This is a genomic window from Paenibacillus sp. XP01 (assembly GCF_057364885.1).
In genome coordinates this window covers 6,543,966-6,567,442 of record NZ_CP139481.1, presented here as the reverse complement: position 1 = coordinate 6,567,442, position 23,477 = coordinate 6,543,966, and the positions used below count along the sequence as shown (strand labels likewise).

Annotated in this window: 18 protein-coding genes; 17 read left to right on the top strand and 1 reads right to left on the bottom strand. The window is 53.6% G+C overall.

The annotated features are described in order from the left end of the window. The first annotated feature begins 48 nt into the window (after nt 1-48). The 10 genes from SNR34_RS29550 to SNR34_RS29505 all read left to right on the top strand — a co-directional run bounded on the left by SNR34_RS29550 (nt 49) and on the right by SNR34_RS29505 (nt 11,421). Nucleotides 49-996, top strand: coding sequence for a nucleoside hydrolase (locus SNR34_RS29550; protein ID WP_236413326.1), 948 nt, complete (start codon nt 49-51; stop codon nt 994-996). A 187-nt stretch (nt 997-1,183) separates the two neighbouring features. Beyond that, nucleotides 1,184-1,666, top strand: a complete 483-nt coding sequence (gene lspA / locus SNR34_RS29545) for a signal peptidase II (RefSeq protein ID WP_486180784.1) — start codon at nt 1,184-1,186, stop codon at nt 1,664-1,666. 341 nt (nt 1,667-2,007) lie between these two features. Further along, nucleotides 2,008-3,249, top strand: coding sequence for an ABC transporter substrate-binding protein (locus SNR34_RS29540; protein ID WP_339275158.1), 1,242 nt, complete (start codon nt 2,008-2,010; stop codon nt 3,247-3,249). A 31-nt stretch (nt 3,250-3,280) separates the two neighbouring features. Further along, nucleotides 3,281-4,147 carry a carbohydrate ABC transporter permease gene (locus SNR34_RS29535; RefSeq protein ID WP_236413319.1) on the top strand — a complete coding sequence of 289 codons (867 nt, stop codon included), beginning with the start codon at nt 3,281-3,283 and terminating at the stop codon, nt 4,145-4,147. Next, nucleotides 4,147-4,974 carry a carbohydrate ABC transporter permease gene (locus tag SNR34_RS29530; protein WP_339275157.1) on the top strand — a complete coding sequence of 276 codons (828 nt, stop codon included), beginning with the start codon at nt 4,147-4,149 and terminating at the stop codon, nt 4,972-4,974. The genes SNR34_RS29535 and SNR34_RS29530 overlap by 1 nt, the downstream gene beginning before the upstream one ends. 249 nt (nt 4,975-5,223) lie before the next feature. Then, nucleotides 5,224-6,630, top strand: a complete 1,407-nt coding sequence (locus SNR34_RS29525; RefSeq protein WP_236413315.1) for an MATE family efflux transporter — start codon at nt 5,224-5,226, stop codon at nt 6,628-6,630. A 197-nt stretch (nt 6,631-6,827) separates the two neighbouring features. Further along, nucleotides 6,828-7,706, top strand: a complete 879-nt coding sequence (locus tag SNR34_RS29520; protein ID WP_486182531.1) for a helix-turn-helix transcriptional regulator — start codon at nt 6,828-6,830, stop codon at nt 7,704-7,706. A 339-nt stretch (nt 7,707-8,045) separates the two neighbouring features. After that, the gene (locus SNR34_RS29515; RefSeq protein ID WP_236413314.1) at nt 8,046-8,759 is read left to right on the top strand and encodes a response regulator transcription factor; all 714 of its coding nucleotides are present in this window, start codon (nt 8,046-8,048) and stop codon (nt 8,757-8,759) included. Continuing rightward, the gene (locus SNR34_RS29510) at nt 8,756-10,261 is read left to right on the top strand and encodes a sensor histidine kinase (RefSeq protein ID WP_486180783.1); all 1,506 of its coding nucleotides are present in this window, start codon (nt 8,756-8,758) and stop codon (nt 10,259-10,261) included. The genes SNR34_RS29515 and SNR34_RS29510 overlap by 4 nt, the downstream gene beginning before the upstream one ends. A 59-nt stretch (nt 10,262-10,320) precedes the next feature. Beyond that, nucleotides 10,321-11,421, top strand: a complete 1,101-nt coding sequence (locus tag SNR34_RS29505) for an LpqB family beta-propeller domain-containing protein (protein WP_486180782.1) — start codon at nt 10,321-10,323, stop codon at nt 11,419-11,421. An 87-nt stretch (nt 11,422-11,508) separates the two neighbouring features. On the opposite strand, the gene SNR34_RS29500 is transcribed toward SNR34_RS29505, so the two are convergent. Beyond that, the gene (locus SNR34_RS29500) at nt 11,509-15,006 is read right to left on the bottom strand and encodes an InlB B-repeat-containing protein (protein WP_486180781.1); all 3,498 of its coding nucleotides are present in this window, start codon (nt 15,004-15,006) and stop codon (nt 11,509-11,511) included. A 382-nt stretch (nt 15,007-15,388) separates the two neighbouring features. On the opposite strand from SNR34_RS29500, the gene trhO reads away from it, so the two are divergent. The 7 genes from trhO (at nt 15,389) to SNR34_RS29465 (ending at nt 23,339) form a co-directional block, all read left to right on the top strand. Next, nucleotides 15,389-16,276 carry an oxygen-dependent tRNA uridine(34) hydroxylase TrhO gene (gene trhO / locus SNR34_RS29495; protein WP_486180780.1) on the top strand — a complete coding sequence of 296 codons (888 nt, stop codon included), beginning with the start codon at nt 15,389-15,391 and terminating at the stop codon, nt 16,274-16,276. Nucleotides 16,277-16,297: 21 nt separating this feature from the next. Then, nucleotides 16,298-16,936 (top strand): helix-turn-helix transcriptional regulator, encoded by a 639-nt coding sequence (locus SNR34_RS29490; protein WP_339275148.1) that lies wholly within the window; start codon nt 16,298-16,300, stop codon nt 16,934-16,936. Between the two features lie 678 nt (nt 16,937-17,614). Further along, nucleotides 17,615-18,664: an ABC transporter substrate-binding protein gene (locus SNR34_RS29485; RefSeq protein WP_486180779.1), complete on the top strand. Its 1,050-nt coding sequence runs from the start codon at nt 17,615-17,617 to the stop codon at nt 18,662-18,664. A 197-nt stretch (nt 18,665-18,861) separates the two neighbouring features. Next, nucleotides 18,862-19,788: an ABC transporter permease gene (locus tag SNR34_RS29480; RefSeq protein ID WP_486180778.1), complete on the top strand. Its 927-nt coding sequence runs from the start codon at nt 18,862-18,864 to the stop codon at nt 19,786-19,788. Between the two features lies 1 nt (nt 19,789). Beyond that, nucleotides 19,790-20,584: an ABC transporter ATP-binding protein gene (locus SNR34_RS29475; RefSeq protein ID WP_236413305.1), complete on the top strand. Its 795-nt coding sequence runs from the start codon at nt 19,790-19,792 to the stop codon at nt 20,582-20,584. Between the two features lie 179 nt (nt 20,585-20,763). Further along, nucleotides 20,764-21,933: a winged helix-turn-helix domain-containing protein gene (locus SNR34_RS29470; RefSeq protein ID WP_486180777.1), complete on the top strand. Its 1,170-nt coding sequence runs from the start codon at nt 20,764-20,766 to the stop codon at nt 21,931-21,933. A gap of 86 nt (nt 21,934-22,019) precedes the next feature. Next, the gene (locus SNR34_RS29465; RefSeq protein WP_486180776.1) at nt 22,020-23,339 is read left to right on the top strand and encodes an MFS transporter; all 1,320 of its coding nucleotides are present in this window, start codon (nt 22,020-22,022) and stop codon (nt 23,337-23,339) included. Nucleotides 23,340-23,477 lie beyond the last annotated feature (138 nt).

Genomic DNA, 23,477 nt, shown 5'->3' with positions numbered 1-23,477 from the left:
ATGAACCAGAAAAGGTATGGTTGAACATCAAGGAAAGGAAGATTCAGCATGAGAAAAGTCATCATTGATACGGATACGGCAGGAGACGACACGATTGCGATCCTGACGGCATTGCATCATTTTCAGGTGGAGGGCATTACGATTACCGGCGGCAACGTGCAGTTCGACCAGGAAGTCGAAAATGCGCTTTACACCGTGCAGGTTGCAGGAAAAGGGGGCAAAGTTCCGGTCTACAAAGGCCATGAACGGCCGATGCTGGCATACGGCAAAGCCCAACATCGCACGGTAGAGGACGTCCATGGGGACGACGGCATGGGCGGCGCTCATTTCCCGAAAGCGGTGCAGCGTCCCGAGACCGGCCATGCGGTCGATTTCATCATCGAGAAGGTGCACGCGAACCCGGGCGAAATTTCGCTGCTGGCCATTGCGCCGCTGACGAACATCGCGATGGCGATCCAGAAGGACCCGACCATCGTACCGGAGATCGCCCACCTGTACATCATGGGCGGCACGAACAATGCGCTCGGCAACATTACGCCGGCGGCGGAATACAACTTCTACGTGGATCCCGAAGCGGCCAAAATCGTGCTGCATTCCGGCATTCCCATGACGATGGTCGGCTGGGAAATGTGCACCGAATATTCCGTCATGGATGACGATGATCATGCCGAAATCGCGGCGCTGGATACGGCAGGCAGCCAATTTTTCACGGCCATCAACAAGGTGGTCATGCAATTCAACAAGGCGGTACATAAGCTGAATGGAACGACGCATCCCGATACGCTGCTCATGGCTGTCGCTGCCGACGAATCGGTGATGACGAAGTCCGGCAAGTACTACGTCGACGTGGAAGCGGCAGGCGAGTTGACGCGCGGATACAGCGTCGTGGACATCAACGGGCGTTTCGGCAAAGAGCCGAACGTGCGCGTCTGCGAGGCGATCGATCGGCCGAAATTCAAGTCCATGCTGCTGGACGTGCTTTCCGCAATAAAATAACAAAAGCAGAAGAACCTATCCAATGCTGCGGCATTCGGGTAGGTTTTCCTTTTTTGAGGGAGAATCCGTTTGGTTTCAGGCTTGGTGCTGTGGTACAGTAGAGGCACACGTACGGCTGTTAACGATACATTGAGACGGTTGGATATATGGCTGAGTATAGCGATAGTATGGCAGGAGGAACATGACGATGCTTTTTTATTTTATAACGCTGCTGGTCACTCTGGTGGATCAGGGCACCAAATTGGCGGTGCGGATGTACATGGAGGTTGGCGAGAACATGCGGCTGGGGAACTCCGGCATGCAGCTGCACCATTACGAGAATAGCGGCATGGCAGGCAGCATGTTTCAGGGGAATGCCAGATTGTTCGGCATCATTGCCATTCTGTTCGTGGCAGGTGTGCTGTATTACCGGAAAAAGAGAGAAATTCGCGGCCTGCTGATGAATGCGGGGGCCGGGTTCATGGTTGGCGGCGCGCTGGGCAATGCCATCGACCGCTTCGTATATGGGAAGGTGACGGATTTTCTCGTCTTTCCTTCCGGACGCGGCATTCTCAATCTGGCGGACGTTGCGATCAACGTTGGCGTGGTGCTGCTGGTGTTGGGCATGCTCGTTCGCGCTTTCCGCAATTACCGCGAGAAGCGTTTGCGCAACTCGCTGCCGAAATTTTAATGGATCAAAACGCTGCGAGGGGCTGCTCCCGCAGCGTGTGAGGTTTGCTTTTGCATAGAAGCTGTTCAAACAAATACCGTGTTTCGTGGATGAGGGATTAAACCTTCTTTCACGGGACGCGGTTTTTTGTTATGCGTGAAAGGTCGCCCTCGTAAGGCATAATACGCTGCCGAATCCTGGACAGGGCTCCATGCCATTTGGTTCAAACGGATCGAAACCGTTTTAGATAAAAAGTAAAGGACCACCATGCTTGGAGTGCCTGCTTGGATTAAGGGTATGGTTATTTCACGTACGGAGTGGGTATATCTGTACATATATCAACAAGGCGAGGGAGGTACAACATGAGAAAGACGCTAACCAAATCGCTCGGAATCATGCTGCTATGCGGCGTCTTGGCTGCGTTATTGTCTGCCTGCACATCAAGCGGGGAGTCCGCCGGCGGCAAGGTGCAGCTTGAGTTTTTCCAGAACAAACCGGAAGCGAAGGGCACCTTCGACGAATTGATCAATGCGTTTAACGAGGCGCATCCCGATATTCAGGTTACCCAGATCAATCCGCCGGATGCAGAAACGGTGCTGAAGACGCGGGTCGTCAAAAACGACGTGCCCGACATTATGGCGATGGGTGCGACGGACACGTACTCGATTTTGGCCCAAAGCGGCATATTCGCCGACCTGACGAACAGCCCGCTGCTGGAAACGATCGATCCGAATTACATACAAATGCTTAAGGACGTCACGGGTATGGACAAGGTGACAGGCATCCCTTACGCAACCAACGCCAACGGCATCATGTACAACAAGACACTCTTCAAAGAAACGGGATTGGACGTTCCCAAAACGTGGGACGAGCTGATCGCGACCGCGCAAAAGATCAAGGATGCAGGAAAGATCCCGTTTTACTTTACGTATAAAGACGACTGGCAAACGAACCTGCCGTTCAACGCCCTGGCGCCGAACCTGGTGGGCATCGATTTTTTCCTGGAACGCCGGGAGAACAAGGTGACCTTTAAGGAAAAGTACCAGGAGGTGGCCGAGAAGCAGCTGAGGCTGATGAATTACGGCCATGGCGACAACTTCGGCAAGGGGTATTCCGACGGAAACAGGGCATTCGCGAACGGCGAGGCTTATATGTACATCCAGGGAACCTGGGCGATTTCCGAGATCCGCAAAGCCAATCCCAACGTCGACATCGGTTTCTTCCCCTTCCCGACGGGCAATGATCCGAGCCAAATCAAGCTGGTGAACGGCATCGATTCCCTGTTCACGATTTCGGCGGATACGCCGCATAAGGAGCAGGCCGAGCAATTTATTGCTTTTCTGCTGAAACCGGAAAACATCGGCAAATACATTGACGAGCAAACGCTCTTCTCCGCCGTAAAGGGCGTCAAGCAGGACGATCCGGCCGTGCAGGAGCTCATGCCATACATCGAGCAGGGCAAGGTCATCGATTTTGCGGACCACTACATTCCGGCTGCGGTGCAGCTGAATTCCATCGTGCAGTCCTTTTTGCAGAACCAAGACATCGACCGATATCTCGACACACTCGACAAAGAATGGGACAAGGTGGCGAACCGGCGTTAAGCCGGGATACGCTGCGTAAGGAGGATGGAGTATGAACAGACGTATCGCACCCTTTTACTGGATGACGGTCCCGGCGGTGGTATTGTTTTTTGTGTTCATGACGCTGCCGGCCCTCCAGGGGATCTATTATTCCTTCACGAACTATAACGGATTCGGCAAAAGCTACGATTTCGTCGGATTCAAAAATTATTTCTATCTTTTCCAGGACGACAATGTGGGCCATGCATACTGGTTCACGTTTAAGTTCGCGATCGTGGTCACGATCCTGACGAACGTCCTCAGCCTGCTGATTGCCCTCGGCCTGAATGCAAAGATCAAGTTCCGCAACTTTTTCCGGGGCATCTACTTTCTGCCGAACATTCTGAGCGTGCTGATCGTAGGTTACATATTCAATTACCTGTTTTCGAACGTGTTCCCGATCTGGGGCCAGAACCTGGGCATCAACGCATTATCGACGAATATTCTGGGCAGCGAAAGCATGGCTTGGATCGGGATCGTCATCGTGGCGGTATGGCAATCGGTCGCGCTCAACACGATTCTGTATTTAGCCGGACTGCAGACGATCCCGAGTACGCTATATGAGGCGTCCAACCTTGACGGTGCCGGGAAATGGCGCGAATTCTGGAGCATCACCTTCCCGCTGATTGCCCCGTTCTTCACGATCAATATGGTGCTGGCGATGAAAAACTCGCTCATGGTGTTCGACCAGATCGTCGCGCTCACGAACGGCGGACCAGGCCGGGCGACGCAGTCGATCTCGCACCTGATCTATACGGGAGGATTCGAAGGCGGCGAATACGCATATCAGTCAGCGAACTCGGTCATTTATTTCATCGTCATTGCGGTGATCTCGATTCTGCAAATCCGGTTCCTGCAAAGAAGGGAGATGGATCTGTGATGAGAACCCGCAATCGCACCAACTGGCCGGTCATGCTGATCGTGGCTGTCTGCACGCTGTTTATTCTCTTTCCGCTCTATATGACGGTGACCATTGCGCTCAAAAATCCGGAGCAAATGGCCCAATCGGTCTTTGCGTTTCCGACGGAGCTGCACTGGGAGAACTTCGCCAGCGCCATCGACATGACGAACTTCTTCCAAGCGTTCCGCAACAGTGCCATGGTGACGGCATCCACCGTCATTCTCACGCTGCTTACGAACTCGATGGTGGCTTACGCCATCGCGCGGAACATGGAGAAACGAAAATTTTTCAAAGGGCTGTATTACTACTTCGTCAGCGCGATGTTCATTCCGTTTCCGATTATCATGCTGCCGATCGTCAAACTGACGTCCTCGCTGGATATGACAAACCTGGTGGGCCTGACCTTCCTGCACACGGTTTATGGACTGGCATTCAACGTGTTCGTATATGTCGGTTACATTAAGTCCATTCCGGTGGCTTTGGAGGAAGCGGCATTCGTGGACGGTGCGACCACCTGGGGCACGTTCTGGCGGATCATCTTTCCGCTCATGGCGCCGATCAGCGCAACGGTGGGCATTCTGACCTGCCTGTCGACGTACAACGACTTCCTGCTGCCGCTGATCATTATCAGCGATCCCAAGCAATATACGCTGCCGCTCGTGCAATACGTGTTCCAAGGACAGTTCAACACCGACTTTAACCTGGCGTTTGCGTCATACCTGCTGGCGCTGCTGCCGATGATCATCATCTATCTGTTCGCGCAGAAATGGATCATCACCGGGGTTACGCAAGGGTCTGTAAAATAAATATATAGGCGTCGTTGGGAAAAACCGACGCTGTCAAAGCAAGCCTGGATGAGATGTGTCCAGGCTTTTTCTGCGCTTTTTCAAACATTTTCAATATTATTGAAATAAAAATATTTATTTTCGTAAAAGCGGATGCTTTTTCAGAAAGGTTGTGCTAATATACCCCTTGTTTGTATAAGTATCTTTAACTGTTGCAGCGTCGTCATTAGTGAAAGACCAACATTTCAACGGAATTAAAGAGGTGACATCATGAGTGCAGCCGTTACGGAGACCGGGACACCGCAGCAAGGCAAATCAATGAATCTGTTTGCGTTGACCTGGCCGATTTTTTTGGAAGTATTTTTGTTTATGCTGATGGGCACGGTCGATACGCTAATGATCAGTTCAGTGTCGGACAATGCGGTGTCGGGGATCGGGGCGTCCAACCAGATTATCTCGATCGCCATCCTGATTCTCGAAGTGATCGGTAACGGAGCAGCGATTGTTGTTGCCCAATATATCGGTTCGAAGAAATTTCTTGAAGCGTCCAAAATTACGGGCATGGCGATTACGCTTAACCTTCTGATCGGTTTAGTGCTGAGCGGAGCGTTCCTGCTGTTTGGCGGACTGCTGCTCGAAAAGATGAACGTGCAGGGCGAGGTGCTTGTGTACGCCAAGTCGTACATGCACATCGTCGGGGGGGCTATTTTCCTGCAGGCATTGATCAACTCGCTTGCCGCTATCATTCGTACGTACGGGTTTACGAAAGAAACGATGTACGTATCCGTTCTGATGAACGTAATGCACGTCATTCTGAACTACATCCTGATCTTCGGCCATTTCGGCGCTCCGGCGCTGGGCGTAGAGGGCGCGGCCATCTCGACGGTCATCAGCCGTTTTACGTGCCTGCTCCTGTTCTTCTGGCTGCTGTACCGGGTTACCGAAGTACGGGTTGAATTCAAGTTCTACCTGCAATTCACGAAAAACTATGTGGCGAAAATTTTGAAAATCGGCATTCCTTCTGCCGTAGAGCAGATCATGTACCATTCTTGCCAGCTCGTTTTCCTGTTTTACGCCACGTTTCTGGGTGCGGAAGCGCTGGCTTCCCGCCAATATGCGTCGAACATTTCATCGTACATTTACCTGTTCAGCATGGCGATTGGCATGGGTACGGCGATCATGGTCGGCCGGTTCGTCGGGGCAAAGGATCATGAGAGTGCCTACCAACGCGTTTGGAAAAGCGTAAAATGGGCAATGATCGCCACCATCGCGGTCGACTTGGTGGTCATCACCTTCCGTGTGCCGCTCGTGGGCATATTCACGGACAATCCGGAGGTCATCCGCATTGCGGCGCAGGTGATCCTGCTGAGCATTGTGCTGGAAACCGGGCGCACGACCAATATCGTCATCATTAACTCGCTGCGGGCTGCCGGGGATGCAAAGTTTCCGGTGTACATCGGTCTGGTCTCCATGGTGTGCCTGAGCTTGCCGCTCGGTTACCTGCTCGTATTCCAGCTTAACATGGGCCTTGCGGGGATCTGGCTGGCGATTGCCGCAGACGAGTGGACGCGAGCCTTCATCATGTTTTTCCGCTGGAAAAGCCGCAAATGGGAGAAGCATGGACTTGTGGACCATGACGAGGATGAAAATGTTCCGCAGACCGTTCCTGCCGTTTAGGACAGCGGACGCTGCGATAGTTAGCGATCAACCATCACCGATCAAGGGAATAACGTTCCTTTGGTCGGTTTTTTGTTGAGGGTGGAGCCCTGTTCCTTGTTTCATTTTCCGCAAAAATGATCAAAACGTGAAACGTGCCTTCCCGTATAGTAAGGATATGTAAGGGGGCTGTTACAAGCTTGAGCCGTTATAGCACCATGATCGGACAAAGTCTGTATTTGATCGAAACCCGGCTGCATGAGCCGCTCGGGCTTGAGGAGATTGCCGCTGAAGCGGGGCTGTCGCCGTACCATTATCACCGTGTATTCCGGAAGGAAGTAGGCATGACGGTAACGGATTACATTCGCCATCGCCGAATGAGCCAGGCGTCCACGCTGCTGAGAAGTACCGACATGGGCATTCTGGACATTTCGTTCGAGTGCGGATTCGAGAGTCAGGAAGCGTTCACCCGTGCGTTCAAAAAGATATACGGCATGCCGCCAGGGCGATTTCGCAAGCTGTTCGATCTGAAATTGTTCAAATTCAGAACCAGAGGAGGAGAAATAAGCATGAACCAATCAACGAAGGTAAAAGGCTGGATACTGACAGGCAGCAATCCGCAAAATTACGAGATGGGCATCGATCCGACCGTAGTCCACCAGGGAACATCGTCGGGATATTTAAAAGCGGTGACACCGATGGGGGATGGTGAATTTGCCACGATGATGCAGCAGTTCAAGGCGGACAAGTACATCGGCAAGCGGATGAAGCTTACGGGCTTCGTGAGGACCGAGAAGGTAGAGGGATTTGCGAGCCTGTGGATGCGCGTGGACAATCATGCGCAGGATGTGCTGCAGTTCGATAACATGCATGATCGTGCGATTCTCGGCACGCAGCCATGGAACCAGTATTGCATCGTGCTGGACGTGCCCGAAGGCAGCGCCGTCATATCGTTTGGCGTGATTCTGAGCGGCCCGGGCAAGGTATGGGTGGACAGCTTCCGCTTCGAGGAGGTCGATCCGAGCACACCGCTTACGCACATGAGTATGGAGTACGAGATGCTGGATGAACCGACGAATTTGTCTTTTGAGGAATAGGGATAGAATTCGTACATGTATGCAATACATGCGGGCATTCGGTTGCAACGAGGGTCATGAAGTCCTTTACGTCGAACGCAGCGCGGCATCGGTTTATCTGCTTATTCAGAGTCTTTCCGAGTATCGGAGAGGCTCTTTTTCCATGCCAATGATTAGAAATGGGAGGATCAACGTAAATTACAAGCAGGTCCTTACTGCCCGCGGCGTCGACCATTGTCCCGCAAAATGGAAAATCCCTTTTCGGGGAGGAACGACCGGTATTGTTGGCGAATCCGCAGCTCCTTGTTAACATAGATGCAGAAAGCGTTTGATGACATCGCAGCAAAGGATGATATGGATATGAACAAAAGAGTGCTTGTGGTCGATGATGAATCCAGCATCGTCAGTGCCATTTCTTATGCGCTGCGGCGCGAAGGGTATGAGGTGGAAACGGCAAATGACGGGGAAGAGGCGCTCCTTAAAGTCGCTTCATTCCACCCGCGGGTCATGATTCTGGACGTGATGATGCCCAAACTGGACGGGTATGGCGTATGCCGCAGGCTGGAGGATCGGGAGGATATCGGCATCATCCTGCTTACTGTCAAAAACGACATCGTCGACAAGATCGTCGGTCTGGAGATGGGCGCCGACGATTATATGACCAAGCCGTTCGAAATTCGGGAATTGCTTGCCCGCGTGAAGGCGTTGATGCGTCGTGTGGAGAAGAGTGCCGCTCCTGCTCCGGCAGAGGATGCAAAACAGGTTCTTATTAACGGCAACCTGCGCATTCACGTGGCGCATCGCACCGTGACGCTGGGTGGGGAACGGGTAGAGCTCACGCCGAAGGAATTCGATCTGCTCGCCATCCTGATGTCCCATCCGGAACGCGTTTATACGCGGGACGACCTGCTTGACCAGGTGTGGGGAATGGAGTACGCGGGCGGAACCCGGACGGTGGACATCCATATCCAGCGGCTGCGCAAAAAGATCGGCGATACGGATCAACGCAAGCTGCAAACCGTCTACGGCATCGGATACAAGGCGTCCGCACCGGAAGCGGGCGGAGCATCATGAGAGCCGGCATCAAGCTGAAGTTTAGCGGTTTTCTGGCCGTGCTTCTGATCTTGACGGTAGTTGTGCTGAGTTATCTGGTGCTGCGCGGCATCGAGCGTAATCAGCAGGCCCAGATCGAGGGCATTTTGTCGCAGCAGACGCGTTTGGTCAATTTGAACGTAAGGCAATCTTATTATACGGAAGCGGTCCGGATGGAGCCGTCGGCTTTTCTGCAGCAGAGCGGCCGCAGGCTCGCCCAGGAGCTGGCCAATTCAACCGGGCTGCCCATTACCCTATATGACCTGAATGCGCGGCAAGTCGGTTCATCCATCATGGCCGGGGATCGCGCAGATGCCGGGGAACTGTTGAGCTATGCTTTGAACAATAAAATCGCTTATCACGAGCAGGGAGATACGATGCTGTACGTAGCGCCGCTCGACGGCCCGGAAGGCCAGATGGGCGCCGTGCAGATCCAGTATTCCGTCGCAAGCTACCATGAGTTCTACGCCCGAATCCGGCAGTTGTTCATATGGGCAGGAATCGTGGTCGTGGCGCTCAGCTTCGGCTTGGGTTACTTGTTCTACAACCGGTTCGCCGTAGCGATCACAAGGCTGAAGTCGTCAGCCGATTCCATTCGGGAAGGGAACTATATCTCCGCATCGCCGGTGAATCGCAAGGACGAATTGGGGGATCTGGGCCAGGGGATCTATTACATGAGCACGTCCATCCAGCAAAATATCGCGGATATGGACGAGGAGCAACGCAAGCTCAAGCTGGCCATCGAGAAGCTGCAGGCGCTGGAACAGCAGCAGAAGCAGTATATCGGCAACATCAGCCATGAGTTCAAGACGCCGCTAACCTCCATTAAGGCGTATGTCGAGCTGTTGGATATGTACAAGGACGATCCCCAACTGTTGGACGACGCAACGAACAACATCGGCAAAGAAACCGAGCGGTTGTACGAAATGGTGGAAAAGGTGCTGCACCTGTCCGCGCTCGAAAAATACGATTTCGAGAACCAGGCAGAAGATGTGGAAATTCGTGCACTGCTTGAAGATGCCTGCGGCCGGATGCGCGGCAAGGCGGAGAAGTTCGTCTTGCGCATGGAGCTGGACGTACAGCCTGCAACGATCCGCAGCGATCGGGAGAGCCTGATGCACATTTTCATCAATCTGCTGGATAATGCGATCAAATATAACGAGCCCGGCGGGGTAATCCGGATCGACGGCGGGCCGCGAATCAAGAAACGTGAGGCGGTCATTCGCATTTTCAACTCGGGAGCCCCCATTCCGGAGGAGGCGCGCGAGAAAATTTTCGAGCCGTTTTATACGGTCAACAAAGACAGGGCAAGGCAATCCGGGGGCACAGGGCTCGGGCTATCCCTCGTCAAACAGTTTGTCGAGAAGCAGGGCGGTGCGATCCGGCTGTTGCCGAATGGCGACCAGAACGAGGAAGGGACGACCTTTGAATTGGTTTTTCCGTTGGCGGACGCAAGTTTACAAGTTGGAAACAACTCGGATTAACTTTCGAAGTATCGGACAGGTATGCTTGGTCCTAGAAAAGCAAATCAGGGGGGGACATCATGGATTGGAAGAAGGCGGCCTTGGGCACGCTTGGGGCGATGGCGCTGTTGTCGGCAACGGCATGCGGGGCGGGAACGTCGGGCGGCAGCACGAATGTTGGCTCGGGAACGGACATTACGGTTAAAGACAATACGAATACATCGGTATATCAGAGCTTCAAACTGGAGAAGATCGACAAGCTGCAAAATATGCGCGGGGTGGCGTGGCTGAACAATGAACTGATTTTGACGGATAAAGAGAACAAATCCTTAAAACCGGTCAACGTCGAAGGGCAGCAGCGTTATCCGCACAATCTGTACATGTACGATTTGGCGAAGGCCAGCGATACGCCGGTGAAAGAAAGCGAAGTGAGCTTGGGTGCACCGCTGGTGTCGCCGGACAGTCAGCATGTATTCTACCGTGAGCCTCAGGAGGCGACAGGCAAAGGGTTCATTTTGAACCTGCACAGCGGAGAGACGGTGCCAACAGGGGATGATGAAGGTTTTGTAGGCGAAGGAGCGTGGCTGGACAACGATCACGTCGTATTTCCGAACATGAAGGGCCAGCTGATTTCGGCGAGCGTGAACGGGGATACCAAAGTGCTGGTGGAGACGGGAAGCTTCAATACACGCAGCATTGCGGCTTCGGGCAGCCTCGTGTATTACATTACGGGTGAGGATGGCCAGTTGAATTCGGTGGATACGGCGACGGGTGAAGTGAAGCAGCTGCTGAAAAGCGTGGAATGGGTGATCCCGTCCACGGATGGCTCAAGGCTCGCCATCGTGAAAAAAACCGCCGACACGAAACGGGCGCTGGTGCTTACTGACCTGGAAGGCAATGAGAAGGCTACGCTTGCGCGCGGCACACAAATTTTCGGCACAAGCTGGTCCGGCGATGATTCGAAGATCGCCTATACGATCAATTCGGACAACGACAACGAGAAAGGACTGTTCGTGTCCAACACGGAATCCGGAGAGCAATTCCAGATTTCCGCCGACATGGACAACGTCTCCGATCCGCTGAGCTGGAGTCCGGAGGGCAATCGGATTCTGCTGTCTCAGTCCGTGCTCGAAAATGATTCGTACCGTTTCGTCACCTCGATCATTACGATTTCGGAGTGATTGGGCGGCCCATGCAGAAGAGCCTTGTGTTTCGATTGGATTGACATCGAAACACGAGGCTCTTTTCCGGTTTGGGGCATCAGCCCGTTATGGGAGATTGATCTGCATCAATACGTTCAGCGCTTCTGCCCGAGTGGCGTTTGCCACCGGGGCAAATTCGTTATTACTTCTGCCTGACAGGAGGCCGTCTCGTTGCATGGAGGCAACGGCCGTCCTTGCCCATGCCGGGATGCTTGCATCGTCCGCGAACGTAGTCGCTGTATTCCCTGACGTTTCGGCGCCCAATACATTGGTCACAATTACGGCCATCTCAGCCCGAGTGATCGGGTCTTGCGGGCGGAACGCGCCGCTTGCGTCGCCTTGGATGTAGCCCAGGCTTCCGGCTTGTGCTACGGCAGATTGCGCCCACGACCCAATCTCCTCGTTATCCGTGAAATGTGCCGTGGCGTCATCAGATTGGAGCTGTAGACGGTTCATCAGCATAACGACGAATTCCGCCCGGGTCACGGCCTTTCCGGGTTTGAAGCTGCCATCGCTGTAACCCATGACGATTCCTTCGCGCACGGCTTGAATGATGATATTTTCTGCCCAATGTCCCTTGATATCCCGGAACGATGCGGGTTCTGGTTGTTCGGGCTGGGCGACGGCAAATACAGCGAATTTGGTGAAATGATCCACATTGACCTGAATGCGCGAGCCCTGAGTGCTTGAAGCTCCCGCAGGCGTCCATATCTTCTGCCGTTCGTCGAAATACATGATTTCTGCCCGTTCATTGCTTGCCAGCAAAGCGGTGTCGAATGCCATGTCCAGGTTTACGGGCACGCCGAAATGATCGGGGGAGTCCTTCAGAAGTTCGTACACGGGACTCAGCAAACGCTTCTGATTGGTCAGCAAAGCCTCCGGATCGGCAAGCTTGTTGATGGATATGACCATTGCCTGCGGCGAGGCACCTTTGGGAATATTCATCGTTATTGCTGGTCCGAGGCTGATCCGCCCTGGCTGCCCTGCGGCAAGAGTCAGGCGTCCATCGGTGGAGACGGCTGCGTCGGAGGAACTTTGGGTGGAAACGGAGCCGGAGCTGCCCGAACTACCCGAACTGCTCGAACCGCCGAAACCGCCAGAACTGTCCGAATTGCCCGAACCGCCAGAACTGCCGGAACCGCCGGAACCGCTGCTGCCTCCGCCTTCAGATCCTCCACCGGACCCCCCGCCAGTATTTTCCGCGGGAATTGCTGCCCATTTGGCGTACAGCGTCAGGTTGTCGGTGATCGGCATATTGTCGAAGTCAAACGCCTGCGTCAGTTCCGAATCGGTGAACCAACCAGAAAAGGTATACCCGGTGCGGGAAGGCGCGTCGGGTCGATGAGCCAAGTCGTTGTAATCGACCTGCTGTCCGCCGACCGCCGAGCCGCCGTTGGTGTTGAACTGCACGTTGAAGGAGCGGACTGTCCATTTGGCGTACAACGTCAGGTTGTCGGTGATCGGCATATTGTCGAAATCAAACGCCTGCGTCAGTTCCGAATCGGTGAACCAACCGGCAAAGGTGTACCCAGTGCGGGAAGGCGCGTCGGGTCGATGAGCCAATGCGTTGTAATCGACCTGCTGTCCGTCGACCGCCGAGCCGCCGTTGGTGTTGAACTGCACGTTGAAGGAGCGGACTGTCCATTTGGCGTACAGCGTCAGGTCGCTGGTAATCGGCATATTGTCAAAATCAAACGCCTGCGTCAGTTCCGAATCGGTGAACCAACCGGCAAAGGTGTACCCGGTGCGGGAAGGCGCGTCGGGTCGATGAGCCAAGTCGTTGTAATCGACCTGCTGTCCGTCGACCGCCGAGCCGCCGTTGGTGTTGAACTGCACGTTGAAGGAGCGGATTGTCCATTTGGCGTACAGCGTAAGGTTATCGGTGATCGACATATTGTCGAAATCAAACGCCTGCGTCAGTTCCGAATCGGTGAACCAACCGGCAAAGGTATACCCGTTTCGGGAAGGCGCGTCGGGCTCCGCCAACCTGCTCGCATAGCGAACGCTTTGGGCAGGGGTACTTGTACCCCCGCTGCTGACAAAGGTGACGGTTCGCGGCGCATAGTATTTGAACGCGACTGTCGTTGTGTTACCTGCGGCGTCGGTTACGACCAGGACATGTGTTCCTTCACGGCTTACCGTTCCACCGCTGGCAAATGGAGAACCGTCCAGCGTGGCAGTCCCCTCGTTAAAGGCAATGGTTGGCGCTGTCTCATAGACGGCATCATCAGCAACCCCTATGACGACAGGAGGGGTGCTGTCGATGACAAAATGCACGGTTGTGGTGCCGGCATTGTTGGTGACCGTCAAGGTGTAGCTGCCCTCACCGGTGATGGAGGTACCGCTTGTAAAAGGAGAACCGTTTAACAGTGCGGTGCCGCCGTCAAACGCAGGCGCAACCGGACCGTTGTAAGTCGTTTGGTCATTCACTCCGCTAATGACCGGTTTATTTGTCGCGGTAACGGTGATCGTGACTGTTGCCGCGTTGCTGTCGCCTATGCTGCCGCTGCCAATATACTGGAAACGGTCACTGCCGGAAAAACCGGCATTCGGCGTATATATAAATGCTCCGTTCGAATCGAATGTAATGGTCCCGTTCGTTGGGGATTCGTGCAGTCTTGCCGTTGAAACGTTGATATCGTTGGCCAGAATCCCTGGTGACGCTACGGTTAGAGTCGTGCCCTCATTGGTTACGTATTGGTCGTTATTGGCCAACGCCCGATTACCGATCGGGGAAGCGCCCACCTTCGAAATATAATAAATGATGCCTGACGGGTCGCCGGTGAGGTCGGGAATATTGAACCCAGTCATTCCATCCCCGCCGTACCGGTTTCCGAGCAGGTCGAATAGAGCCCGATTCGCATCGATCGTCAACTGCGTTCCATCGGCTTGAAGCCATTCCGAATTGCTCACTTGCACGGGCATCGGAATGATTTCGCCCATATATTCGTCCCCTGTTCCGCCGGTTAAAGGGGAGTAGGTACTATTTGTGAAAATCGCATAATGAAGCGGGGGTTGCTCATTGTTCGGCAAATTAGGAAGCTGGAACGTAGTTTCTCCATCTCCGCCGTATTTCTTGCCGATCAGGGAATAGAGCGATGGGAAACTAGCAATTTCTAAGGTCTGCCCTTCTGCCGTCAGCCAGCCGGAAGGCGAATAATAGTAAGGGAACAGGCGAACTTCGCCCAGAACGGCATTGGCTATGCCGCTTCCTTCTTCTCTGTATGGAAAAGTGCCGGTTGTGGCGATATAATATCTGGTCCCTCCCGGAGCGTGTTCGGACAAATTTGGTAAAACAAATGTCTGATTGTCACCCGCGCCGTAATTGGCTCCCAGCAATGAAAACAAATCGTGGTTGGAGGAAATTGGAAGTAGTTGGCCTTCGGCAGGCACCCATCCGTTAGGCGCAGCATCGTAGGGGAACAGCCTGATTTCTCCAAGAAGAGGTTCTGCTGCCGCCGCGTGGGCACGAGGGGTGACGGGAAGGACCGATGAAAGCCCGCTTATGGAAAGCAGAAAGACAAGCGACAGCATGCCCGCTCTTTTGATTCGTTGTGCGATCACAAAAGTTCACTCCATTTTCTCGATGAATGTGTTAATCCTGACTGACTAATGCAAATATTCGGTGCTGCGAAACCATTGGGCTCTCTTGTTTTGAGTTCAGTGTAATGAATTCGCCCTCAAAAATGAATGAAATTTTAATTATTCCATCTCTGATATATTTATCGGTTGCAGCGAATCAAATGAAGAGACCCCATCGAATCGTATTTGTCACTTCCATAACTTGCATCCCTTTCTATACATTAATATTGACTAAGGTATTGCGCTCCGATAAACTAAAGGGCAGGAATACAGGTCGAAGCTAAGGACAGCAGTTCGAGACATGGTTTCGGGCGGCTGTTTCTTTTTCTTTTTCATCATATAAAAACAGGAACAGGTGATACACATGTGCAAGAGCGCGTACCGCGTGCTTTTATATTATAAGTTCGTGAAGATCGATGACGCCGAGGCGTTGACACAGGAACATCTGCAATACTGCAAGGATCTGGGCGTCAAGGGCCGCATCCTGATTGCCTCCGAAGGCATCAACGGCACCGTGTCCGGAACATGGGAACAAACCGAGCAATACATGAAGGACATGCATGCCAATCCGCTGTTCAGCGACATGGTGTTCAAGATCGATGAAGTCGAAGAGCATGCGTTCAAAAAAATCTTTGTTCGCCACAAGGCGGAGCTGGTGACTTTCCGCGTGGACCAAGAGCTGGACCCGAACGAAATCAGCGGCAAACGCCTCTCGCCGAAGGAATTCTACGAGCATTTGCAGCGCGATGACGTCATCGTCATCGATGGCCGCAATGACTACGAATACGAAATCGGCCATTTCCGCGGTGCCATCCGTCCCGATGTCGAGTCGTTCCGCGAATTTCCGGAGTGGATTCGGGAGAATCTGGGCGACATGAAAGACAAAAAGATCATTACGTACTGCACTGGCGGCATTCGCTGCGAGAAGCTGACCGGCTTCATGATCAACGAAGGGTTCCAGGACGTGGCACAGCTGGAGGGCGGTATCGTAACCTATGGTAAGGACCCTGAGGTGCAGGGCCGTCTGTTCGATGGCAAATGCTATGTGTTCGACGAACGCATCTCCGTGCCGATTAACCGTACGGATGAAGATATCGTTATCGCAAGCTGTTACCACTGCGGAACGACGCATGACCGATATATCAACTGTCCAACCTGCAATCTGCAGCACGTATGCTGCGAGGATTGCGAAGAGACGCATAACCGCTTTTGCTCGGATGCCTGCCGGGAGGCAGCGCCCGTACACGCATAAGCCTGAGAGCAGGTGCTGCACGTGAAGCATGAAAATGAAATGACGACGCGTGAACGGATTTTGTTCATGCTGAAACGGCAAGGCACGTTAACCGCCAGGGAAATGACGGCGGAGCTGGGTTTGACCGGCATGGCGATTCGCCGCCATCTGTCGGCGCTTGAGCAGGACGGCCTGATCGAGGTGCGCGAAGCGAGGGCGACGGCTGGCCGTCCTTCCTCCGTGTACCATTTGACGACGCGAGGCGACGGTTTTTTTCCGAAATCCTACCCGGCGCTTACGCTGGAATTGCTGGAAGAGCTGAACGAATCGGTTGGCGGCGATATCATCGGCACGCTGTTCGAGAACCGGCGCGACAAGCTGCTGCGCAGCGGGATGCCGCAGATGGAAGGCCGGGACCTGGCCGGACGAGTCGAGGAACTGGCGCGCATTCAAAACGCAAACGGTTATATGGCCGATTCTTCTGCGGAAGAAGACGGCACGTACGTTATCACCGAATTGAACTGCCCGATCGTACAGGTGGCCAGCGTGCACAAGCAGGCCTGCCGCTGCGAGCTGGAGCTGTTCCGTTCGCTGCTGCAAGCGGATGTGGAACGAACGGAATGCTACGCCGACGGCGGCAAGAAATGCACCTATCGGGTACGTGAGGCGTCGGGAGAATAAAACGAACAACGGGGACTGTTTTTGTCCGGGGCGTTCCCCTCTTGTAGTAAGCCGTGTAGAACTGGCTTTCACATAGAGGGGGTGCTGCCGGAATGCAGTCCTTTTTGTATGGACGGAGCGTGGCCCTTATGGGGATTGAAACTTGCGGGCAGCTTCCTGTTAATCGGCCAAGCGTTTGCAATTTAGCTGTAACGAACCTGAGGCGTCTTATTTCGGGTGAATTTCGCTAGTTTTTGGTTACGAATCTCAGGCACGCTATTCACCATCGTGTCGTCTATATCTCTCATGTTGCCTACAATAAGGTGTCTGAGGTTCGTTAGGGGGAGGGGGAGAGAGCCCATCAATCTCTTTACATGCACTAAATGATGTATTTAGCTGTCCGTAGATTTGTACGGATGGCTTTTTGGTGTGTCATGTTTCCTCTCACGTGTGAGCGAAAAAACAAAATTGGAAGCGCATCAACCATTGACGGGAAAGAGGACTCACCTTAATATTAGGGAAACACAAAATTCACACACGGGCCATGGACTTCAGTCGCATGCGAAAAGTCTGCATTTGTCTACTTTTGTCGATCAAAGCAACAATGCGTTGAAGCGTTCGTTTTGTCCCGCCTTGTCGCATCACTCGGTTGATCGCGACAAGGCTCACAAATTTGAGAAGGTAGAGAGGGGTTATCACATGAAAAAAAAGTTCTGGATGTCTCTGATGATGGCTGCAACCATGATCGTCGCCGCAGGCTGCGGCAACAATGGCAGTAGTTCGAATACCGCTTCCGAGGGAACGGGCAATGCCAGCGAAGGAAGCACCGAGAAATCGTACCGCATCGCCATTTCGCAAATCGTGGAGCATCCGTCGCTCGACGCGACTCGTGAAGGATTCATCGCTGCATTGAAGGACGCGGGAATCGAAGAGAACAAAAACCTGACGATCGATTACAATAACGCGCAGGGTGACTCCACCAACAACCTGTCCATCGCGCAGAAGATTGCCGGCGACTCGAAAAATGATCTCGTGCTGGGGATCGCCACGCCGTCTGCATTGGCATTGGCCCAACAAGTCAAAGATAAACCGCTGCTGTTTGCTGCGGTAACCGATCCGCTGGGAGCCAAACTGGTCACGGATCTGGACAAGCCGGGCAGCAACGTGACAGGCGCTTCCGACACGAACCCGGAAGCGATCGTGCAATTGGCCGATTTCATCGCGAAATACATGACTGACATCAAAACGGTAGGTTTGGTCATCAACGAAGGGGAACCCAACGCCGTCGTTATGGCAAACAATGCGGAGAAGGCGTTGTCCAAGCACGGCATCAAGCTGGTGAAGGCGGCCGTAACAAACACGTCCGAGGTTAAACAAGCTACCGATTCGCTCGTGGGCAAAGTGGATGCGTTCTACATCACGCTGGACAACTCCGTCGTTAGTGCGGTGGATACGATGATCCAAACCGCAAACCAGAACAAAATTCCGTTCTTCTCCAGTGACCGCGATACGGTCGAAAAAGGCGCATTTGCCACCGTTGGTTTCAAATACTACGATCACGGCTACCAGGTTGGCGAGATGGCTGCCGACATTCTGAAGAACGGTACCAACCCGGGCGAAATGAAAGTAACCGTGCCGGACAAACTGGACCTGATCCTGAATCTGAAAGCGGCTGAAGCGCAAGGCATCACGGTAACGGACGAAATGAAAGCCGAAGTGAAGGACCAGGCAGCAAACATCATTCAATAACCGGACGGAACTTGCTCCGGAGGGTCAGATACGAGGCGGACGCTCAGACGGGTTCGCCTCCCTTTTTTCGACAAGTTTCACAGGGAAACAACGGTAGAGCCGAGTATCCGGAATCGGTAATTGCCATTCGGTGACAACGCTAAGTTGGGTGAAATTTGCATTGACAGATGTTTCGGTTACAGATGGGAGGAAGCAATATGTTCAGTATCAGCTGGGGTTCCATTGAAGGGGCGATTGAGCTCGGGTTGTTATACTCGCTTATGGCGCTTGGCGTATACATTACCTTTCGGATTCTTGATTTTCCCGATCTTACGGTAGACGGCAGCTTCACGACAGGAGGGGCCGTGGCGGCCGTGATGATTTCCAATGGCTATTCGTCATGGGTGGCTTGCCTGGTGGCTATGGTTTGCGGAATGATTGCCGGGGCCTGCACGGGCTTGCTGCATACCAAGGGCAAGATTAACGGATTGTTATCGGGGATTTTGATGATGATTGCCCTGTATTCCATCAATATGCGCATTTTGGGCGGTGCCCCGAACAAATCCATCATGGGCATCGACAATCCGTTTTCGGGCGAGCATGTCATGGTCATTATCATCATTGTCGTTTTGGTATTCAAGATCATGCTGGACTTGTTCATGAAAACGGACATCGGACTCGCACTGCGGGCAACCGGCGACAATAAACGCATGATTCGCAGCTTTGGCGCAAACACCGACGTGACAACGATCATTGGCGTCAGCTTGTCCAATGGGCTGGTTGCGCTGTCCGGAGCGTTTATCGCGCAGCAATCCGGTTTTGCCGACATTACGATGGGAATTGGCATGATCGTCATCGGCTTGGCCTCGGTCATTATCGGTGAAGCGATCCTGGGGGCGCGCACTATTTTCTGGGCTACCCTTGCCGCGGTTGTGGGCTCGATTATTTATCGCGTCGTGGTTGCCTTGGCGCTGCAGGTCGATTGGTTCGATACGTCCGATCTGAAGCTGATCACCGCCGTCATCGTGATCATCGCATTGGTCATTCCGACGATGCGCCGTTCAATGAAGCAAAAGCGGCTCGCCCGCATGCGTACCCAAGAACTGATGCAGGGATCCGGTCAGCAGATGAAGGGGGGCATGTGACATGCTGGAGATTTCACAAGTAACGAAGCTGTTCAATCCGGGTACGACCGACGAGAAGACCGCGCTGGTTGGCGTGAACCTGACGATGAAACCCGGCGATTTCGTCACGGTGATCGGCAGTAACGGCGCAGGGAAATCGACCTTGATGAATATCATCTCGGGTGTCATGAAGCCCGATACGGGAGATGTGCGAATCAACGAACGCTCCATCAAACATTTGCCGGAGCATCGTCGCAGCAGCTGGATCGGCCGGGTGTTCCAGGACCCGATGGCAGGAACCGCTCCGCATATGACGATCGAGGAAAACATGGCGATGGCCTATAAACGGGGAAAAGGGCGTGGACTCAGCTTCGGCGTCACCCGGGCCAAACGCGAGCTGTTCAACGCGCAGCTGGTGAAGCTGGGCATCGGTCTGGACAAACGCCCGAACGCCAAAGTAGGGCTGTTGTCCGGCGGCGAGCGTCAAGCGCTCAGCCTGCTGATGGCGACGTTTACCCAGCCGCAAATTTTGCTGCTGGATGAACATACGGCGGCTCTGGACCCGGCCCGTGCCGAACTGATTACGGAGCTGACCGAAACGCTGGTGCGCGAGATGCGGCTGACCACCTTGATGGTGACCCACAACATGGAGCAGGCCATTCGTCTTGGCAACCGCCTGATCATGATGGATAAGGGCCGCATCATTCTGGATGTAAGCGAAGAGCGCAAGCGCACGCTGACCGTACCCGAGCTGCTGGGCGAATTCGAGCGGATCAGCGGCAAAACGCTGGCCGATGACCGCGTGGTGCTGGGTTAATCCCAAAAACGCAACAATCAAAAATGATGCCGATTGCAGCACTGCTGCAGCGGTGATTCCCCCTTTTGCATTTCTGCAAAAGGGGTTTTTGTGCAGACTGTGCGATGCACGGCTATAATGGAGTATACATTTTATGAAAATCCCTATGGGATGACGGCATATATTAGGAGGCGCTGTGCATGTCATTGCAATTTGACGAAGGATCATATACCGTAACGCGCCGTACCGAATCCATTCGCCTGTTGGCCAAGGAGTTTGCGCTGCTCCGCTTTCTCTACGAAAACAAGGAAAAGGCGTTTACGCGCAGCCAGCTGCTTGACCGGGTATGGCCGCTGGAGTATCCAGTGGAGCGCACCGTGGACGACCATGTCTATCGCCTGCGTAAAAGGTTAAGGGACTGGGAAGAGGTGATGATCGAAACCGTGCGCGGTTACGGCTACAGATTGACGATCCGTATGCCTGTTCATGCCATGCCTGCCAATCCTTCCGAAGCGGATCAGGAGCTGCGCGAAGCCGTTCATGGCCTGTTTCGCAAATATCATCTGTTCGGCCAGGGAAAATCCATGTTGACGCTGATCGAACAGCAGGATGTGCTCGGCATCCAAATCGACCCGTTCTACCGGCTGTATATCCGCTTTGTGCAAGGGGATCTGGAATGGCTGATCACCACGAAGGAAATTCCGTTTGAGGATCGCCTGTACTGGCTGCTTATCTTCATGCATGCCTTGACGGAACCCAAGGAAACTCTACGGCTATATGAAAAAGCATTAAACTCACATGCTTTGTCGGCAGATCAGCAGCGGGAGCTGCGCATTCTCAACATTGTTGAAGTTTATGCGGAAACAGGACTGTATGGGCGCGCAAGATCGCAATTGGTCGAAACGTACGAAGTGATGGAACGGGACGGCCTGGTGAACTTCAGGCTGCCGGTTGCGTTAGCACGGCTCTATGTCGAGCTGTGGGGCGGGAGTGAGGATGCCGTGGAACCGTTGATTGCGTCGTTGCGTGCCAGTTTGAAGGAAGCTCCGTATTTGCGAGAGGTCGGACGATTTCAGGTCATGGAAGGCCTTTGGTTGCTGAGACAGGGCAGGCTGCGCGAGGCGGAGCCAAGGCTGGATGACGGATTGGACGTGTTGAAAATGTCGCTGAATGCGCCGTTGGTCCTGAATTCGGCTTCGCAGATTCTGCTGTTTATGGATCATCATCACATTGAGGGCCGTTTGCGGCGAAAATACAAGATCGTATCCGAAGAAATCGCCAAACACTATGAAGTTCCGGTCTATAGACAACAAATGCTGGATGAAGTCCGCACATTTTTATCCTCTTTTTCCCCGGGCCAAGGCCTCTGATATTCCTCTGATATTGCTCCTATATGATCACAGTTATAAGAGATGCAGCCGTCCAGGCTGCTGGACTGGATCAGGAGGAGACTAACATGACAACAATACCTGAAGAAAAGCATGCCGCCCATTCATCGGCGTCGGCACCCCAAGGCAGCTTGTGGAAAAATATACGATTCGTGCGGTTGTTCCTGGCCTACGCACTGGCCACGTTCGGCGACTGGTTCGACGCACTCGCCATCCAGGTCATGATTGCTTACCGCTGGGGAGCAGATCCGCTGATTATTGCTCTGGTTCCCGTATGCATGGCCATTCCGGGCATCCTGTTCGGTTCGATTGCAGGCACGCTGGCCGACCGGTGGCCGAAGGTGAACATCATGCTGATTTGCGATGCGGCGAACGTGCTGCTGACCGTGGGCATTCTGTTCGCGCCAGGGCCGGGCTGGCTGCTCCCATTGCTCGGTGCGAGAGCGATGATGGGCGTGTTCCACATTCCTGCACAGCAGGCATTGACACGCCAAGTCGTACCGGAAAAACACCTGCTGCAGGCCACCTCGATGAACGGCTTTGTTGCCCAATGCTCCAAGGTGGCAGGGCCATTGCTCGGTGCCGTGATTTTGGCGGCATTTTCGCCGCAAACCTGCATTGTCGTCAATGCCTGCAGCCGCCTGCTTTCAGGGATGGTCTTGTGGCCGTTAAGGCGTTTGACGGAGGAGGAGAAGTCTACGGATGTCGACCAAGCGGCTGGGAACGATCAAACACGGCAGGCATCGTGGATAACGCAGTGGAAGGAAGGATGGATTTTTTTGCGCAGCAAACCGGCGGTATTCCGGACGATTTGGTTTGGCTGCACAGGACTGTTGGCCATTCTTATGATCGATTATCAATTCGCCACCCTCTTTCGAAGCATCAAGCCGGACAACGAGGTGCTGGTCGGCTGGCTCGGAGCTTCCGCAGGCGCAGGTGCCGTAGCCATCATCATGGTGCTCAATCGTTTGTCACGCATTAGTTACGGTTGGGGGCTTGGGGGAGGTTTTCTGTTGATCGGTGCGGGGATCGCCGGACTTGGCTGGCTGGAACCGTCTACGCATGAAGGGTGGATCATCTTCTGGGGAATATGCATCGGTCTCGGCAACGGCTTGTCCATGGTGACCATGAATTATTTGCTGCAAAAGGAAAGCCCGCCGGACATGGTGGGCAGAGTATTCGGCATTCAGAATTCCATGTCGAGCATCGTGCTAGTCGCTGCCCCGCTTGCAGGAGGTGTTCTGATTCAGGCTGCCGGCCCTGGTTTGACCTTTGTCTACATTGGGGCAGCAACGTTTCTCATTGGGTTGGTTGGGGTTGTGCTGCAGCGACTGTTATGGGGTGCAACGGGTAATCAGCCGGTTCGATTTCCTGATATCCAAGATTAAATTTTTATAAATTGTGTGACCGCCATCACTTTTTTTTGTGGACATGCCAAAGTTTGTGATAATTGTCACATGTGCAAATTTAGCGATCTGGCACAATAACGTTCATTAGGACGTGTTTGGCAGGGTGAGGCAAAGGAG

What these genes read in the sequence shown, in the direction of transcription:
- SNR34_RS29550 (WP_236413326.1), top strand. Translation starts at nt 49, where the DNA reads ATGAGAAAAGTCATCATTGATACGGATACGGCAGGAGACGACACGATT.
- lspA (WP_486180784.1), top strand. Translation starts at nt 1,184, where the DNA reads ATGCTTTTTTATTTTATAACGCTGCTGGTCACTCTGGTGGATCAGGGC.
- SNR34_RS29540 (WP_339275158.1), top strand. Translation starts at nt 2,008, where the DNA reads ATGAGAAAGACGCTAACCAAATCGCTCGGAATCATGCTGCTATGCGGC.
- SNR34_RS29535 (WP_236413319.1), top strand. Translation starts at nt 3,281, where the DNA reads ATGAACAGACGTATCGCACCCTTTTACTGGATGACGGTCCCGGCGGTG.
- SNR34_RS29530 (WP_339275157.1), top strand. Translation starts at nt 4,147, where the DNA reads ATGAGAACCCGCAATCGCACCAACTGGCCGGTCATGCTGATCGTGGCT.
- SNR34_RS29525 (WP_236413315.1), top strand. Translation starts at nt 5,224, where the DNA reads ATGAGTGCAGCCGTTACGGAGACCGGGACACCGCAGCAAGGCAAATCA.
- SNR34_RS29520 (WP_486182531.1), top strand. Translation starts at nt 6,828, where the DNA reads ATGATCGGACAAAGTCTGTATTTGATCGAAACCCGGCTGCATGAGCCG.
- SNR34_RS29515 (WP_236413314.1), top strand. Translation starts at nt 8,046, where the DNA reads ATGAACAAAAGAGTGCTTGTGGTCGATGATGAATCCAGCATCGTCAGT.
- SNR34_RS29510 (WP_486180783.1), top strand. Translation starts at nt 8,756, where the DNA reads ATGAGAGCCGGCATCAAGCTGAAGTTTAGCGGTTTTCTGGCCGTGCTT.
- SNR34_RS29505 (WP_486180782.1), top strand. Translation starts at nt 10,321, where the DNA reads ATGGATTGGAAGAAGGCGGCCTTGGGCACGCTTGGGGCGATGGCGCTG.
- trhO (WP_486180780.1), top strand. Translation starts at nt 15,389, where the DNA reads ATGTGCAAGAGCGCGTACCGCGTGCTTTTATATTATAAGTTCGTGAAG.
- SNR34_RS29485 (WP_486180779.1), top strand. Translation starts at nt 17,615, where the DNA reads ATGAAAAAAAAGTTCTGGATGTCTCTGATGATGGCTGCAACCATGATC.
- SNR34_RS29480 (WP_486180778.1), top strand. Translation starts at nt 18,862, where the DNA reads ATGTTCAGTATCAGCTGGGGTTCCATTGAAGGGGCGATTGAGCTCGGG.
- SNR34_RS29475 (WP_236413305.1), top strand. Translation starts at nt 19,790, where the DNA reads ATGCTGGAGATTTCACAAGTAACGAAGCTGTTCAATCCGGGTACGACC.
- SNR34_RS29470 (WP_486180777.1), top strand. Translation starts at nt 20,764, where the DNA reads ATGTCATTGCAATTTGACGAAGGATCATATACCGTAACGCGCCGTACC.
- SNR34_RS29465 (WP_486180776.1), top strand. Translation starts at nt 22,020, where the DNA reads ATGACAACAATACCTGAAGAAAAGCATGCCGCCCATTCATCGGCGTCG.